The 15,881-nt window shown below is 40.1% G+C and carries 16 protein-coding genes; 1 reads left to right on the top strand and 15 read right to left on the bottom strand.

From position 1 onward, the window contains the following. Positions 1 to 14: 14 nt before the first annotated feature. Genes csm2 through LI288_RS09265 form a run of 4 tightly spaced genes read right to left on the bottom strand, consistent with a single transcriptional unit; the run spans position 15 to position 4,025 of the window. Positions 15 to 407, bottom strand: coding sequence for a type III-A CRISPR-associated protein Csm2 (gene csm2, locus LI288_RS09280; protein ID WP_227090193.1), 393 nt, complete (start codon positions 405 to 407; stop codon positions 15 to 17). Continuing rightward, positions 397 to 2,826 carry a type III-A CRISPR-associated protein Cas10/Csm1 gene (gene cas10, locus LI288_RS09275; protein ID WP_227090192.1) on the bottom strand — a complete coding sequence of 810 codons (2,430 nt, stop codon included), beginning with the start codon at positions 2,824 to 2,826 and terminating at the stop codon, positions 397 to 399. Before cas10 ends, csm2 begins: the two co-directional genes overlap by 11 nt. A 32-nt stretch (positions 2,827 to 2,858) precedes the next feature. Next, on the bottom strand, positions 2,859 to 3,599 hold the full coding sequence (cas6, locus tag LI288_RS09270) for a CRISPR-associated endoribonuclease Cas6 (RefSeq protein WP_227090191.1): 741 nt from the start codon (positions 3,597 to 3,599) through the stop codon (positions 2,859 to 2,861). Positions 3,600 to 3,611: 12 nt separating this feature from the next. Beyond that, the gene (locus LI288_RS09265; protein ID WP_227090190.1) at positions 3,612 to 4,025 is read right to left on the bottom strand and encodes a hypothetical protein; all 414 of its coding nucleotides are present in this window, start codon (positions 4,023 to 4,025) and stop codon (positions 3,612 to 3,614) included. Positions 4,026 to 4,254: 229 nt separating this feature from the next. On the opposite strand from LI288_RS09265, the gene LI288_RS09260 reads away from it, so the two are divergent. Next, positions 4,255 to 5,280 carry a WYL domain-containing protein gene (locus LI288_RS09260; RefSeq protein ID WP_227090189.1) on the top strand — a complete coding sequence of 342 codons (1,026 nt, stop codon included), beginning with the start codon at positions 4,255 to 4,257 and terminating at the stop codon, positions 5,278 to 5,280. A 2-nt stretch (positions 5,281 to 5,282) separates the two neighbouring features. On the opposite strand, the gene LI288_RS09255 is transcribed toward LI288_RS09260, so the two are convergent. From LI288_RS09255 to LI288_RS09205, 11 genes are all read right to left on the bottom strand, one after another. Beyond that, on the bottom strand, positions 5,283 to 5,537 hold the full coding sequence (locus LI288_RS09255) for a cysteine-rich small domain-containing protein (protein ID WP_227090188.1): 255 nt from the start codon (positions 5,535 to 5,537) through the stop codon (positions 5,283 to 5,285). 82 nt (positions 5,538 to 5,619) lie between these two features. Next, positions 5,620 to 6,138 (bottom strand): PBECR4 domain-containing protein, encoded by a 519-nt coding sequence (locus LI288_RS09250; protein WP_227090187.1) that lies wholly within the window; start codon positions 6,136 to 6,138, stop codon positions 5,620 to 5,622. A 492-nt stretch (positions 6,139 to 6,630) separates the two neighbouring features. After that, positions 6,631 to 7,803, bottom strand: coding sequence for a MalY/PatB family protein (locus LI288_RS09245; protein ID WP_227090186.1), 1,173 nt, complete (start codon positions 7,801 to 7,803; stop codon positions 6,631 to 6,633). Then, positions 7,804 to 8,676 (bottom strand): DUF3737 family protein, encoded by an 873-nt coding sequence (locus LI288_RS09240; RefSeq protein WP_227090185.1) that lies wholly within the window; start codon positions 8,674 to 8,676, stop codon positions 7,804 to 7,806. It abuts the gene before it with no gap. 174 nt (positions 8,677 to 8,850) lie between these two features. Further along, positions 8,851 to 10,602, bottom strand: a complete 1,752-nt coding sequence (gene ilvD, locus LI288_RS09235) for a dihydroxy-acid dehydratase (protein WP_227090184.1) — start codon at positions 10,600 to 10,602, stop codon at positions 8,851 to 8,853. Between the two features lie 305 nt (positions 10,603 to 10,907). Further along, a complete protein-coding gene (locus LI288_RS09230) occupies positions 10,908 to 12,248 on the bottom strand; it encodes a GntP family permease (protein WP_227090183.1) in 1,341 nt (446 codons plus the stop codon). A 383-nt stretch (positions 12,249 to 12,631) separates the two neighbouring features. Beyond that, positions 12,632 to 13,363 carry a FadR/GntR family transcriptional regulator gene (locus tag LI288_RS09225; protein WP_022431441.1) on the bottom strand — a complete coding sequence of 244 codons (732 nt, stop codon included), beginning with the start codon at positions 13,361 to 13,363 and terminating at the stop codon, positions 12,632 to 12,634. A 140-nt stretch (positions 13,364 to 13,503) separates the two neighbouring features. Next, positions 13,504 to 14,793, bottom strand: a complete 1,290-nt coding sequence (locus LI288_RS09220) for an HD-GYP domain-containing protein (RefSeq protein ID WP_022431440.1) — start codon at positions 14,791 to 14,793, stop codon at positions 13,504 to 13,506. A 5-nt stretch (positions 14,794 to 14,798) separates the two neighbouring features. Next, a complete protein-coding gene (locus LI288_RS09215; protein ID WP_022431439.1) occupies positions 14,799 to 14,942 on the bottom strand; it encodes a hypothetical protein in 144 nt (47 codons plus the stop codon). After that, entirely contained in the window at positions 14,932 to 15,153 is a 222-nt protein-coding gene (locus LI288_RS09210; protein ID WP_227090182.1) for a hypothetical protein, read from the bottom strand. The genes LI288_RS09215 and LI288_RS09210 overlap by 11 nt, the downstream gene beginning before the upstream one ends. 61 nt (positions 15,154 to 15,214) lie before the next feature. Continuing rightward, positions 15,215 to 15,781 carry an HNH endonuclease gene (locus LI288_RS09205; RefSeq protein WP_227090181.1) on the bottom strand — a complete coding sequence of 189 codons (567 nt, stop codon included), beginning with the start codon at positions 15,779 to 15,781 and terminating at the stop codon, positions 15,215 to 15,217. Between the last annotated feature and the right edge of the window lie 100 nt (positions 15,782 to 15,881).

Below are 15,881 nucleotides of genomic sequence, written 5' to 3'. Positions count from 1 at the left end.
CTGCACCCACGCCATTAATCATCATTTTTGTTCCAAAATCTTTTAAATGCCACTAAAGCTTCCATATAGTGATAATATAAAATGTAATTTTTCTTACTGCCCTGTATTTCTTTCATAATTTCAAGAAGCTCTCCCTGTATTACAAGGTCTTTCACCCTCGGTTCACGTCCTGCCTCATATATGTAACGCACCCTGAGATACTCAATTCTTCCATTCAGCTCCTGTGGCAGTTTATCGTCTTTACAGTCTAACACCTGATTGTAAATATCCGCTGACATGGATAAAAGATTTCTTATTTTAGAATTTGTTACCATTGCAACTACTTTCCCCTGCTTATTGACCTGTTTACTCAGTTTCAAAATAACACTTTCCGCTTTTGCAACATAATTTTCCTCATTAATCCTCATTTTGTGTTCCCTCCGTTTCCTTTTCGCTTTCGCGCTGTCTTCTAATATATGAATACAACTGCATTGCTGTTTTTAAATGACGGATATCCGGACTTTCTTTTCCGTCCGTATTTACCCACTGGTACAAATTCTTTGAAAATACCTCATACTGTTTTTTTTGCTGTTCGTCTGCATCTGCTGTCGGTTCCAGCCTTGCTAAAACATAAACAATTCTTGCAAAATTAATCTTTTCTTCTGGTCTGCGTATCAGCTCCAGCAGATTATACAAAAATCCCAGACCTCTTTCATCTGACATATCAAAGAAATTCTCAATGCACCGGTACTTTTCCTCCAATACCTTCTCCTGAAATTCCTGCCAGCTATATGTTCCGTCACCGATTTCAATCTGAAATCCTTCCCTATCCAGTTCCGTATGAACTGCCCCGTCATCAAAAATCGTAATAGAATTCTTGTCTGCTCTTGATTTTGACATGCTTTCCATATCTGCCACTTCATTTGCAATAACACTGATTGGATAATCGTGCTTATATACGCCGATTCCCGCAGAAATTGTCAGTGTGTTCTCTGTATAAGCTGCAAATTTTTCCCGGATATCAAGTGCCAGTTCTATCACCTCGTTCCACGCTCCTACAATAAATAAATCATCTCCGCCGGAATAACAGATGACCGCATTCCGCAATGTTTTATCTTTATCGGATTTGCGGATAACATATGCACCATTTCTTAGGATTGTATTTATATATAATTTAAAGAAAAGTGAAAGCTGTCTGGATAATGCCGCTGTTCTGGATAACGTTACATACAGGTCGTGATTCTGTGCATTTTTAAATCCCGACACAAAAGTTGTTCCAAGGTTATCAACATCAGCTCTTAATACACCGATTCTTTCGATTCCTTCTGACTTCTTTGCCATTTCTTCAAACGTATTACAATCGGAATGATAATTTCCAACCCACAGCTTTGTTGCAACATTTTTGCCCGTATACATCTTATTCTTGCCATATGTACGTACATATTTGCTGTCCCCTATAAGCATGCGTTTCTGCAATTCTTTTTCGTCTTCCGCAACTAAATAATACCCCAGCGGTAACTCAAGCGCATTATCTTCTTTTTCCGAAAGGATTGTAAAAAATGCGTATTTTTCATTTAAAATTTTGCCGGAGAGTTCTTTTAACGCTGAGCAATGTGGACACAGACCATTTTCGTCAACGCTTTCAATCCGTCTGCACACCCGGCATTCCCTGCTGTAATCGCTTTCCTTTTTCCGGTTTAATGCTATAAGCTGTCCTGCCGTATACCTTGAAGCCTTCTGTGTTGAAATCATCCGGCTGATATTTTTAAATATCTGTGCATAACTGCCCTCCGGTACATTTTTCAATGAATCACTGCTGCATACACTGTATCCGCCCGCAATATAAAGTGACACCTGAAAATGCTCTAAAAACCATGTATTGATTTCCGTATGATACTGCTGTATTTTATCTTTAACATTTTGTGTATTCGGCAGTAACAGATAACAGTGACCGCCTCCCGAATAAATCAAATTGGCTCTCGATAAATTTAACCGCTCTAACAGGCTGTCAATAATATGCTCCATCATGATTTCAAGATAAAAGGACTTTGAACGCAGCATTTTCATCGCATTTTCCGAATGGATTGTATAAATAAAGTCCTGTATTCCCGATATATCCATTGAATACAATATAAATGCGTCTTTTTGATAAAATGCTTTTCCATTGGTAAACAATGCATTTTTATAATCCGTAATTTTCTGTTCCTCTAAATACTGATAAATACAGGAAGCCATTGCCGCCGTCAGCTTTACATGGTCAAACAGCGATATGTCCGCAATTTCATTTTTTGAGGTTGAAGACGGAACATAAGATAAATTGGCTTCCAGCACTTCAAGCAGTGAATTAATGTAAGCATTATTATACTCAACGCCATTCAGATTTTCAGTCATATGCGTTTTTATCAGATGATACATATGTCTGTCAAACATCTGTTTTTCCTGTCTTGGGAAATTAATTTCTGTATCGGGATTTAAAAAATCCGGCTTATAATACATTTTCTGATGATTACCGTTTAATATATTGAAAATGCTTTCCAACGGCGTTGCAATTTCAAATCCGCTCTCCTGCTCGTCTTTTTCACGCCTGTCCGTTGCTGATGCGATATTATCCGCCATGTAGGTCAGATATGCAATCGAATTTTTCCCGATACCCGCACCTTTCAACTGCTGTGCATGATGATATCTTACGCCGTCTAAAATTTCACTGTCCGTCATTTTCGTTTCTGTTTTTAAATAATCATAACCGCTAAGACTGTGCTTTCTGCTGTCCCCGCCTTCTCTGTAAATGACTTTTCCAATATCATGTAAAAGTCCCGCAATTACGATTTTTACTTCTTTTTCGTTCATTGTTCCTCCATTCCGCTATTCCTGTACAGCATTTATTTTTTCCGGTCAAAACACTTCATTGCCCCCATGCCAATCGCCGACTTAATTCCTACGCCTGAATATTCCCCGAAAGAAAATAGCAGTCTTGCATATCTTGAAATGGTATCGTTTCCCTTCATTTTCACAGTAATATTCCCTTTATAGGCAGGTATTGTAATTCCTTCCATTGGGAATCCGATACTCTGCAATTTGTACCGTGTAATTTCACTGTTTTCCACAAGCTGTTCCAGCGTATCCTCATCATACATATCCAGCTCTTCTGTCGATGCACTGTATTTTTTCATCAGACTTCTGTATATCAGACTTAAATCGGGAAATATCTGATACTGACCGTTTCTTTTAAACGATGTCGGTGTCATAAACTCAATATTGTAATATTTTTTTCCCGGTTCTTCATAAAACTGTTCCATTAAATTGGCTTTCTTTTGTATATTCAGCTTTTTTTCGGTGATTCGGATAGCACTTTTTTTATTCTTTATCTGAAATTCCGAAAAATCCTGACTTATCATTTTTTGAATCATCTGTTCATAGGCTTCTTCATTCAATGTCTGAATACACCATATATACTGATTTTCATTTTTTATCAGATACTGGCTATACGGATTCAGCCGCTGTTCATGCAGTATTTCAGCATATTCCGTATCTATCCGTTCCATTAAAACGCCTTGTAAATTAGAAGAATTCCGATAATCAATCTCCTCACCCTCTAATATCATTTCTAATTTTGCAAGCATTTGTCCCCTCCTTTACCAATCCAGTTCATCCATTGCATCATCTACACCGTCTGCATAATCTTTATCTTTCTTATACCGCTCCCAGTCATAATCATCATCATCGTAAATCGCATTATATCCATCATCATATGAATTATATTTACTTTTCTTTGAACTTGATGATTTAGTGGTTGCCTTTACACTCGACTTTGTTGCGGATTTTGCAGCCGCTTTTGTTGTTGCCTTTGCTGCCGATTGGGTTGCTGCCTTTGTCGTCGCTTTAGTTGATGTCTTTGCCGCAGATTGTGTCGTTGTTGCATAGCTCTGTGTTGACCTTGTCTGCTGTTCATATGTATTGCCACCAGTTGTCGCGCCACATGCTGCCAAATACACTGATACAACTGTTACTGCTGCCAATATAAATGTCACTCTTATACTCTTTTTCATAATATTCACCACTCCAATCCCCATATCGAATCTGTCTGAAATCATTTCTCTAAGTTATGAATTAATCATACAATTTTACAATGCACTTTACAATGTATATCTGAAATTATTTTTTATACAGGTTATCATAAGAAAAATGCCTGTTTTACTGCATTTTTATCAATTTATCTCTATTATTTTGTACAGGTATATGGTATAATTTAGTAAAATAAATCTTGGAGGGGTACAAATGAATAACTGGATTTCAATAGAAGAACGACAACATATCAATATTTCCGAAAAAACGCACGAAATTCTTTTATATGATATTGAAAAATATCACTTAAATTCTTTTTCGGCACTTACAAACCTGATTATCGAAAACGGCTGGTCAACGCTGTCAGCCAATCCCATGAGCTATATAAATCAGCAGACGGACATTTATAACAAAATTCTTAATAAGCACCTTACTTTGACAGAATCCCAAAAAATGCAGCAGAATATTCTTCACGATATTCAGCAGCATACCATTTCCAGTTTTCAAAATAAATATTGTAAACTTCCAAAAGGTATTCAGAAAAACATTCACTACAGTAAACAATCCATACAATTATTACAGCATTGTAATGATATGATTATAAAAATTTATAAACGTCCCGGTAAATTTGTTTCCGCACTTTTTGAATCATATGCGGATTTAAAAGATACCGAGCGTGACTGCATTATTAAAAAAGATTTGTTCAATATATTGAACGACTGCATTAAAAATAATACAATTGCCTGTATTAAAATGCATACAAATCATTCTTATTATATAATGCCCCTTGCTATTGACACTTTCATCGGATACACCTATGTTATCTGTAAAAGCTGTCCTCATGAAGCTGGTTTTAACGGAACATATGTTGATATGAGTCCACGGCTTTCAAATATTTTATCTGTTATGGATACCGGTGAAAAATTTGAAATAACAGAAAACGAAAAGAAATCTTTTCGCAAAAAGATTCAGGCTACGGGTGCCGCTTATTTTGACAGCCCCAGTGAAAATATTCAGGTTTTATTTACAAATAAAGGACTTTCCATGTATCAGACCATTCTGCACCAGCGTCCTTCTTACATTCATAAAGACGGAAATTTATATACATTTAACTGCACCCGGCGGCAGGCAGCTAATTACTTTTTCAAATTTGGAAAAGAAGCACTTGTTCTACAGCCACAGGAACTGCATGAACAAATGCTTCAAAATTTCAAAGATGCGGTAAGCACCTACTCCTGATTTTACTTCATCTTCTCCGACAAAAACCGCACAACCTTTTCATAGTTTTCCGGCTGGTGCGGGAAGGTACAATACGTGCAGTCTTTAATTTTCTTTCCGCTTTCACGTACGATAAAGTGCGGATTGCCCGGACAGTCTTCGTACTGATTTAACGGGCAGTAACAAAAGAGGCAGTTAAAATCTGTCTCTTTTTCCACTTTATGACACGGAAAGTATTTACATTTTTCATTTTTAAAATAACGGTAACTGTTTTGCATTTTTCCTCCTGCTGTTTACAGCTTTCACATTTTATAAAAAAAGCATCTAACAATTGTTAGTTCAAATGGCTTATGTAAAAAATTATTTTATTCTATTGTAAAGAACTTTCTCTATCCCCGTTGATAAATCAATCTTTTCTTCTGGGAAAAATGAACGACAGAAATAATTATCTCCTTCATCATTAGATAAAAACAGAAATAGATTTCTGCTCTCCATATTGTTTTCCATAAGATAATCTGCCTCAATCATTGAATACATATTTGCTTTCTTATTATACTTAAACACAGTATCATTACTGTCAATCATTTGTTCAAGCAATGGCAGAAAATGAACTCTTTGCTCTATCTTATTATAAAAATCTGATGACTCTATTTTTTCAATTGTAATTGTTCCATCTGCTATCTCATCAAATACTCTGCCTCTGTCTCGGCTCAATTCAGGTCTGTCTACGAGATATTGTAGCCCCATAAGATGAAAACAATCTTTTTTATCAAATGAGATTCTTAATGTAACTGAAACACCTTTCCTCCCTAGCACAAGCTCATATTCGGTTGATAATAGCGGAATAAATGCATTTATGCAATCTAAAACATTCCTCACTACAATTCTCCACTACTTGCTTAGATTAAGAAAGGCTCTGCATAAGCAGAGCCTTTCTAACATTTTCTTTCGAGGATTAACCTCTAGCCAGATTGTGGTAAATGTCAAACCCTTATAAAGCTCATAAGGCACTGCTCTCTGGCACAACACCTTACTTTGCCGCTTGGCAGACACTCAAGTTGCCTGTCTTTAATATTATATTAACTGTCATATGAAAATATGTCAATCCAAAATTCATAACTTCATAAAAAAATAGGACTTAAATCATTCAAAACCCTTTATTTATAAGGCTTCTCTTGATTTAATCCTATATTAACGCATTCCTCTTTTATAATCAGCGGCAGGCGATCTTTATTATTCTTCCACTGTATAAGAAAATCATCAATCTTCCTTTATTATATAAAGAACCGCTTTTCATATCCAATAGTTCTGCCTTATATCAATTCATGCCCGTAAAGCATTGAATGAACACGTTATTTCAAATCAGGCCTTTTACCCTGCATACCGCTTCTGATACGCCTCCACGCTCTCCTTCAACCGGCGCAGTCCGTCTTCCACCTGCGTTTTCGGGCAGGCAAGATTCATTCTTAAAAAGCCGTCACCGTTGCGGTATTCACTGCCGTCACACAGATACAAACCGCTGTGGCTGCGGATAAATGCGCACAAATTCTCCTGTTCCTGTGCAATACGTGTGCAGTCTATCCATAACAGATACGTTGCTTCCGCCGCTACAACTGAAATCTGCGGAATTTCTTCCTTTATAAATGCTTCCGCTGTCTTTCTGTTTTCCCATAAATATGCACGCAGTTCGTCCAGCCATGCCCCGCCCTTTGTAAATGCCGCTATCGGTGCGGTCAATGCAAATACATTGGGCTCTGCCACTTCATCGGTATTTAATCCGCGGCTGACACGGTGACGAATCGTTTTATCCGGCACAATCACTGCCGCCGTCTGGATTCCCGCAATATTAAATGCTTTTGTCGCCGCAACACATGTAATACTGTTATTTTTACACGTTTCAGATACCGAAGCAAACGGACTATAGTCCTTGCCCGGCTCTGTAATATCGCAGTGGATTTCGTCAGAAAGCACCTGTACATGATGTTTCCAGCATAATTCCCCGATTCTTTTAAGTTCCTCCCTGTCCCAGATTTTTCCGACAGGATTATGCGGATTACACAGCAGCAACAGGGACGTCTGCGGATTTGCAAGTTTTTCCTCTAAATCATCAAAGTCAATCTGATATGCGCCGTTTTCATATTTTAAACGGCTTTCCAGCACATTTCTGCCGTTATTTAATATGGAATTAAAGAAAATGTTGTAAACCGGTGTCATAACCACCACATTTTCCGCAACCGTTGTCATTTTTCTTACAATACTTGAAATTGCCGGAACGACACCCGTTGTAAAAATGAGCCACTCCTTTTCCATTTCAAATCCGTGACGGTCTTTCCACCAGCTCTGATAGGCACTATACCACTCCGGTGTAATGTCCGTGTAGCCAAACACGCCGTGCTCCGCCCGCTTTAAAATAGCTTCTTTTACCGGCGGTGCTGTTTCAAAATCCATGTCGGCAACCCACATCGGCAGTTCATTTTCGGCAACGTCCCACTTTAAACTGCCCGTTCCTCTGCGTTTTACCGGTTTATCAAATAAATTTTCCATTTAAAATTTTTCCCGCCTTTCCATTACATTTTCACAAATAATCTGCGTATCATCCGGCTTTATCTTATCCGGCTCTAAAATCAGTGTTCCGATTGCATCTGCGCGGATTGTACCGCCCTTCGGATTTAAAATGCTGTCCGCTTTTCCCGTAATCTCTGCGTTTACCGTGGAATATTCAAATGCAAGCGTTGTGTGTAACAGTCTGCAATTTTTCAGCACCAGATTTTCAACGTAGCACATTCCCTGAAGGCTCTCAATCGTACAGTTGACAAGTGTCAGATTCTTTGAATTCCAGCCCAGATATTCCCCGGAAATGTAAGAGTCGTACACCGTCACATTTTCACTGTTCCAGAAAGCGTCCTTAGACAGCATTTTGGCATGGTGGATTTCCACATTTTTTGCACCGTCAAAGCAGTAATTTCCCGCCAGTTCAAAATTGTCAATCTGCATATCGGTGCAGTTCATTGCAAAATAATCGCCCTTTGCGCACACCTGATTTAATGTCACGTTACTACAATTCCAAAGCGTTTCCGCGGCATTCGGTAAAAATACGTTGTCTAACTTCAGTTGGCTACACCTGCGGAAATTCTTCGGTGCTTCAATCAGCGCATTTTCGATATGAATGTTGTTGGTATACCACACGCCCGCGCGCGCCATTTCCGCCCATGTACTGTCTTTGACTTCAATATCACTGCTGTACCATAAAGGATATTTCCACTGAAACATACTGTTTTCCATTTCAATCTGATGACATTCCTTTAACGGAGATTCGCCTTCCCCAAATAGAGTATGGTTAATTTGAAGCCCCGATTCCCCAAATAAAGGGCGTTCCCCTGTTAAATATTCCTGATTTATCTGTCTTTGCGGTTTCATACGTTTATCACCTATCCTTTTATTGCATTTTATCCTGTAATATTTCTATGATACCAATGTCCGCCGTAAATATCAAATACCTATTCGCTATATCATGCAATACAACGGCAAATCCGCAAGACCGGATACCCAGCCTTGCGGATTGCATCATTTATATTAGGAAAAGATAGGATTTTACTTATCGTATTCCAGATAAGCCCCTTTCATCGGACTGGCTGCCAGTTCACTAAACAGCCTCAGTACACCTTTCTTGTACTTGCGTTCTTTCGGTTTCCATGCAAGGCGGCGCTGTTTTAATACTTCCTGCACTTCTTCTTCGGTCATTTTCACGCCGTGGATACCGATAATATTTAACTTTCTTGCTTCTACGTCAATTTCAATCAAATCGCCTTCTTCAACGAGGGCAATCGGACCACCGTCTACGGCTTCCGGACTGCAGTGTCCGATAACAGGACCGGTTGAGGCGCCTGAGAAACGTCCGTCTGTAATCAGCGCAATACTCTTTCCAAGTTCTTTATCACTGCTGATTGCCTCGGAGGTATAAAACATTTCCGGCATACCGCTTCCCTTCGGGCCTTCGTAACGGATAAAGACTGCATCACCTTTCTGTACCTTATGATGAAGCACTGCGTCCAGACATTCTTCTTCGCTGTCAAATGGTCTGGCTCTTAAAACTGCCTTAAACATTTCCTTCGGACACGCTGTATGCTTAATGACTGCGCCCTCTGGTGCAAGATTTCCTTTTAAGACTGCAATACTGCCCTCCGTGCCGATTGCTTCATCGTACGGACGTATGATATCTTTGCGGGTGATGTTGGTGTTGTACCGTTCGTTAAACTGTGCAAGCCACTTTTCACAACGCTCATAAAATCCATTTTTCTTTAAATCTTCCAGATTGTCGCCAAGTGTCTTTCCTGTTACTGTCATAACATCCAAATGCAGATGTTCCTTGATTTCTTCCATAATCGCCGGAACGCCGCCTGCATAGTAAAATGTTTCAGCAGGCCATCTTCCTGCCGGACGGACATCAAGCAGGTAATGCGCGCCGCGGTGCAGTCTGTCAAATGTATCGCCTGTAATTTCTATTCCAAATTCATGTGCCAGTGCCGGAATATGAAGCAGACAGTTTGTACTGCCTGAAATTGCAGCATGCACAAGGATTGCATTTTCAAAGCTTTCCATCGTTACAATATCGGACGGTTTCATATTTTCCATGTAAGCGAGTTTGACTGCCTGTTTTCCGGCTTCTCTTGCATATGCCAGTAAATCCGGACTTGTAGCAGGCATGAGTGCGCTTCCCGGAAGGGCAAGCCCAAGTGCTTCTGCCATAATCTGCATTGTAGAAGCCGTTCCGATAAAGGAACATGCACCGCAGCTTGGACAAGCATTGCATTTTGCCCAGTCTAATTTTTCTTCGTCAATCTCACCGCGCTGATATTTTGCGCTGTACATACCGAGCTGCTCTAAAGTCAGCATTTCCGGTCCTGCATTCATCGTACCGCCCGGAACAACTACGGATGGAATGTTGACACGCGCAAGTCCCATAAGGTTGCCCGGCATACCCTTGTCACAGCTTGCCAGATAAACACCGGCATCGGATACGGTTGCGTTGCCCTGAATTTCAATCATATTGGCAATCATTTCACGGCTTGCAAGACTGAAATTAATGCCGTCCGTACCCTGGCTTTCGCCGTCACAGATATCTGTTACATAATATCTTGCACCGAATCCGCCGGCTTGTGCAACACCTTTTCGTACTTCTTCTACTAAAATGTTTAAATGACCGCTTCCCGGATGACTATCACCGTATGTACTTTCTATAAATATCTGTGGTTTTGATAAATCTTCACGCTTCCAGCCCGTTCCGATTCTTAACGGATCCAGCTCCGGTGCAAGTTTTCTCATTTCCTGACTTTTTAATTCCATAATAATCCTCTTTTCTGAGCAACTTGTTGTAAAGATGCGATGAGAAATTCGCGCAGGCGATTTCTCATCTGCAATCAGGGATATTTGTTTTTGCTCAGAAACAAATATCCCTGTGAAAAATCAGCACCTCAGTGTGATTTTTCACACTAATCCTCTTTTCTGCAGGCATTTTAATGTCAAAGTAATCGCAAACTGAATTTATTCAATTCTGCGATACAAACAGATTTGTAATGCCTGCGGCACAAATCTGTCGTGCATGGCGTTTTTCCGCTTAAAGCCAAACCGCCATCGCTAGTTTTTACACATTATACAAAGAATGAAATCAACAGTGCTACTAAAAATCCTGTTCCGCCAACGAGTGTTTCCATAATGGTCCATGTCTTTAATGTCGTTTTTTCATCAAGTCCGACTAATGAACGTACCAGCCAGAAACCGGAATCGTTAAAGTGGGAGCAGACCGTTGCGCCACCGGCTACTGCTGCGGTAATGCAGGCAAGATAAAGCGGTGAAAGTGTCGCAATTTCCGGCATTGCAGCAATAATGCCTGCTGCCATAGTCATAGCTACGGTAGAAGAACCTACGCAGATTCTTACGAGTGCGGCAACAATAAATGCTACCACAACTAACGGAAGTGCGGCTGATGAAACGGCATTTCCGATAACATCGCCCAGTCCTGAATACTGAAGCATATATCTTAATACACCGCCGCAGGCTGTTACTAAAAGAATCAGACCTGTCGGCTCTAAAGATTTTGTGAGTATCTTTTCAAGTTCTGCCAGTGTGTAACCGTGTCTTGTTCCAAGGAAATACATCGCAACCAGTGTTGCAATCAGCAGTGCCACAAACGGCTCGCCTAAAAATCCCAGAATGCCTGCCACGGGTGTCAAAAATCCCACTACACCTGCAAGAGAATCTAAAATAATCAGTACCAGCGGAATCAGAATAATGGTTACAACCAGTCCAAAGCTCGGAAGCTTTGATTCATCAATATCTTCCTGCTGCTGAATGTGCTCCGGTACTTCAACCATGTATTTCTTTCCACAGATAGACCCCCATACCGGTCCGGCTACAATCATTGCTACCGTACCACAGGCAATACCGATAAGGATAACCCAGCCAAGGTCAACGCCCAACATCGTTGCAACCAGTACAGGTCCCGGTGTCGGTGGAATAAATGCATGTCCTACGGCAAGTCCTGCCAATAACGGAATAACATAATAAAGTGTGGAACGTTTTGTTCTTTTTGCCAGCGAAAATGCCAGTGGAATCAGAATAATCAGTCCTGCATCAAAGAATACCGGCATTGCAATAACCAGTCCTGTAATACCCAGCGCCCATGCCGCTTTTTTATCGCCAAACCTGTTGACCATTGTAACGGCAAGTGTCTGTGCGCCGCCCGATGTTTCAAGAATTGCACCGAACATGCTTCCTAAACCTACTAACAGGGCTATCCCCTTTAACGTGTTACCGATACCGTCATTGACTGCCGTAACAATCTGTGAAAACGGCATTCCTGCAATCAGGCCGATTGTAATTGCGCCAATCAGAATTGACAGCATTGCATGAATCTTAAATTTGATAATGAGAACGAGCAATAAAATCATTCCCACTACCGCCGCGAGAATCAATCTTGTTGTTTGGTCCATAATACCCTCCATTTCCGCGGAAGCCGTATTCCGTAAAACATCATACCTTTTCCGCCTGTTTGAAACTTTCATTTTAATTAGTAATGCATTGCGTTGTGTAAAACAACGAATAACATTCATAAGACGTCTGATGTATTTGTTGATTTTATTCTATATTTTGTTTGTACAAATGTCAATACATCCGATGTATTTATTTTATTTTCGTTTTTTGTACTAAAAAAAGACGGATTAACCGTTGTAATCCGTCTTTTTTTTGTGATTTTTGCACAACTATTCATTTTATAATTCCATATTTTAACATTGCCTGCATAAATTGTCTGATGTTTTTTACAAATTTTTCCTCTCGTTTTCCCTGCTGTTTACCAACCGATTTATTGTTTTTATTATTCTTTATTATCGTCTGTTTTATTGCCTGCTTTGCGCTCCTGCATCATTTTCACCAACATCTGCCGGTTATAGGTCAGGTGCATAATCATGGCACATTTTGCGCCGACTGAATCGCCCTGCACAATTGCTTCCGTAACCGCCCTGTGTGTCTGGATTGTCTCTTCCATCAGCTTGTGATAGGTCAGATTGACGAATGTAATAATCGCCGTGTGAATTGTCGGCATCAGTGACTCTACCACACTGTTACCACTTGCTTTTGCAATCGCCGCATGAAATGCCTGATCTTTTTTTGTATGATTTTTTCCGGCACGATAGAAATTCTCCACCTCATCACACAGCCGCACAATTTCTTCTTTATCCTGCTCTGTCGCTTTCTGGGCGGCGAGCGCAGCAATCTCCGGTTCCAGCATTAAGCGGACTTCAAACAGCTCCAGTGCCAGCTTATACTTATCTTCATATTTAGAAAAACCCAGTGGATCATTTTCCAATGTATCTGTTCCGATAACATACGTTCCCGAACCCTGCCGCACCTCTAAAATGCCCTTGGATACCAGACTTTTTACTGTTTCACGGATTGTGCTTCTCCCTACACCGTACATTTCTGCCAGTTCATATTCATTCGGGATTTTTTCCCCAATCGGAACCGGCTTATTTAAAATATCGTCCATTAATGCATCTTCTACCTGTGAAGCCAGCAGTTTTTTATTCATTTTATCAAATCCGTTCATCGTATAACCTGTCCTTTTATTTCTGTTTGCAAATATCTATGTCTGTTTTCTGATATTTATAAGCATACAACCGGCTGCCAATCCATGTCAATATTAGAACTCCAAAAAAGCAGTACAGTTATTATCCGTGGGTGAATCCATCAGATTGCCCCCACTACCTGCCCAATCCGTTCTCTCATATCCAGAAATACTTCCGCAATGTCAGGGTCAAAATCCTGTCCGCTGCCCTTTTCAATAATCTCAAAGCACTGTTCTAACGGCATCGCATCCCTGTAACATCTTTTGGCGGAAACCGCATCAAATACATCTGCTACCGACATAATCCTTGCACATAATGGAATATCCTCTCCGGCCAGCCCCTGCGGATACCCTTTTCCATTCCATTTTTCATGATGATACCTTGCAACCTCATATGCCATTTTTTCATATTCACCGTCACCGATATGTCCAAACGTTTCTTTTATGATTTCTCCGCCTTTTTCCGCATGCGTTCTCATAATGGCAAATTCTTCATCTGTGAGCCTGCCCGGTTTTTGTAAAATAGCATCCGGTATGGCAATCTTTCCAACATCGTGCATTGGCGCGGCTATGGTAAGATTTTCTATGTAATCCTGTGTCAGCTGTCCTTTATACATTCCCCTTTTCTGCAGTTCTTCTGCCAGAAGCTTTACATATGTCGTTGTTCTGCGGATATGCCCTCCTGTACTGCCATCCCTGTTTTCCACCAATGTTGCAAAGCCCATGACCATTTCACGGTTGTGCGCCTGCAGCTTTGTAAACAGCGGATTTTCAACATTCAGATAAGAACCGATAATGACAAATGTCGGCACCAGACAGGATATGAGCGATTCAGGATAAATCATCTGATAAATCGTCACCACATTTGCCGCCGCAATACAGGTCGTCAGCGTAATCAGCTTATGATGTCCCATATTTCTCCAGCCTTTTACCAGAAGAATGACCGTTCCCAGCATATAAACAGCGACCATAATAAAACAGGTATACGCAGAAATTCCCATGGAATAATTGGTAATTCTGCCGGAACGGTACTCCAGCTGTGGCATAAACAGAATCACTACTGCAATGCATATTGCCAGCGGCAGTATGATTAATGTCTTTATTTTTCTGCTTTTTGGCACTCCTCTTGTTATATCGTACATATATAAAAATATTACAAATGACAGTGTATCCAGTCCGCACAAAAAGCAGGCATGAAGCACAGCATTGACAAGCCCAGGCACTTTATCAAGATAATTTACGGTATATGCCGTTGCCCCGTCAAATACAATGCTTAGGATTCCCGTAATCAAAAGCAGTTCAAATACCGGCTCTTTCTGCTTTACTTTATATTCATACTTCTCACGGATATAAATAAATGCCACGTAAAGCACGATCAGCATACATCCGATTTGTAACTTAAAATACTGCATCTGTTCTACCTCCTTATTATGGAATCTGCATTCTGTTCCATTACATTTTCCCCAAAATAATCCTCTGCGATTTTTTCAAGCTGTCCCGCAATCTGTGTAAACGGCTGATTCAAATCCAGTGTCCGCACCCAGATAATATTACCGCCCATTACGTACCGATTCCCCGATATTCGAGGTCAATAAATTTGCCGTTTTTTTCAGTGATTTTGCAAGCATTGCCGCAAAATCCACTACATGAATATCCCAGTTATCCTGAAAGCATTTTACTGCCTGCCACTTATATTTTTCGTCCTCCCACTCACTATCAAAATCTTTTTTATATTCCTCAAGCGCCGCGGACAGCTTTTGTCTGTTTATCATATGAACCCCCAATTCTAAGCCGTCTTATTGCCAAATTACAATATTTTCTGTTTTTACAAATTCACTTGTTTGCCACCGATAATCTATACCATTTTTTAATATATGCATCCTTTAATAATGCTTCATCAGACCGCACCAGCTTTATAAAAATTTCTGTCAATCCGTCATATTCATTATAATTTCCAGCATCATGCAATTTCCAATTTAATTGTGCTAATGTCCAGTTACTTTTAATTGAATTATGAAGCATTGAAGTCGTTGCCCAGTTTTCTGACGAATCAGTTCCGCCTAGTGCCACTGGATAAATATGGTCAACTGTCGGCACAAATTCCCAGTATGCGTTGTGACAAGATTCCATTTTCCAATGTGCATGATATGGAACAGTTTCCGGCATATAATGTGATAAAACCTTTAATAATCCTGGATTCACTAACTTCTGCCCACTATACCTGTCAATAAAACCATCACGTACAAACTGCTCCATTTTTTCTTTGTCTGTGTATTTTCTGCCCTGTGCCGTTTTTTTTTGAAATGGATATTCTGTATCCATAACTGTTTGGGCTTCGGTAATATTCCCCTGTAAAATTTTTTCTGCCGATAACTCTATCGCCTGTATCTTTGTCATCATAATTACTCTGAACTCCCTATTCTGAATGTGTTTTACTTGCTGATTTAAATTCTTAACTTGATAACCTTAAATTTCTGCCAAATCCTGATCAAGCCTCACT

This window comes from Lachnospira pectinoschiza (genome assembly GCF_020564355.1).
GTDB lineage: Bacteria > Bacillota > Clostridia > Lachnospirales > Lachnospiraceae > Lachnospira > Lachnospira intestinalis.
This window is presented reverse-complemented; position numbering and strand designations above follow the sequence as displayed.

Bases quoted from the DNA above. Each gene is read 5' to 3' on its own strand.
- LI288_RS09220 (WP_022431440.1), bottom strand. From the start codon at position 14,793: ATGCAGTATTTTAAGTTACAAATCGGATGTATGCTGATCGTGCTTTAC.
- LI288_RS09265 (WP_227090190.1), bottom strand. From the start codon at position 4,025: ATGAAAAAGAGTATAAGAGTGACATTTATATTGGCAGCAGTAACAGTT.
- ilvD (WP_227090184.1), bottom strand. From the start codon at position 10,602: ATGGAATTAAAAAGTCAGGAAATGAGAAAACTTGCACCGGAGCTGGAT.
- LI288_RS09205 (WP_227090181.1), bottom strand. From the start codon at position 15,781: ATGATGACAAAGATACAGGCGATAGAGTTATCGGCAGAAAAAATTTTA.
- LI288_RS09255 (WP_227090188.1), bottom strand. From the start codon at position 5,537: ATGCAAAACAGTTACCGTTATTTTAAAAATGAAAAATGTAAATACTTT.
- LI288_RS09260 (WP_227090189.1), top strand. From the start codon at position 4,255: ATGAATAACTGGATTTCAATAGAAGAACGACAACATATCAATATTTCC.
- LI288_RS09215 (WP_022431439.1), bottom strand. From the start codon at position 14,942: ATGGGCGGTAATATTATCTGGGTGCGGACACTGGATTTGAATCAGCCG.
- cas6 (WP_227090191.1), bottom strand. From the start codon at position 3,599: ATGCTTGCAAAATTAGAAATGATATTAGAGGGTGAGGAGATTGATTAT.
- LI288_RS09245 (WP_227090186.1), bottom strand. From the start codon at position 7,803: ATGGAAAATTTATTTGATAAACCGGTAAAACGCAGAGGAACGGGCAGT.
- LI288_RS09230 (WP_227090183.1), bottom strand. From the start codon at position 12,248: ATGGACCAAACAACAAGATTGATTCTCGCGGCGGTAGTGGGAATGATT.
- csm2 (WP_227090193.1), bottom strand. From the start codon at position 407: ATGAGGATTAATGAGGAAAATTATGTTGCAAAAGCGGAAAGTGTTATT.
- LI288_RS09240 (WP_227090185.1), bottom strand. From the start codon at position 8,676: ATGAAACCGCAAAGACAGATAAATCAGGAATATTTAACAGGGGAACGC.
- cas10 (WP_227090192.1), bottom strand. From the start codon at position 2,826: ATGAACGAAAAAGAAGTAAAAATCGTAATTGCGGGACTTTTACATGAT.
- LI288_RS09225 (WP_022431441.1), bottom strand. From the start codon at position 13,363: ATGAACGGATTTGATAAAATGAATAAAAAACTGCTGGCTTCACAGGTA.
- LI288_RS09210 (WP_227090182.1), bottom strand. From the start codon at position 15,153: ATGATAAACAGACAAAAGCTGTCCGCGGCGCTTGAGGAATATAAAAAA.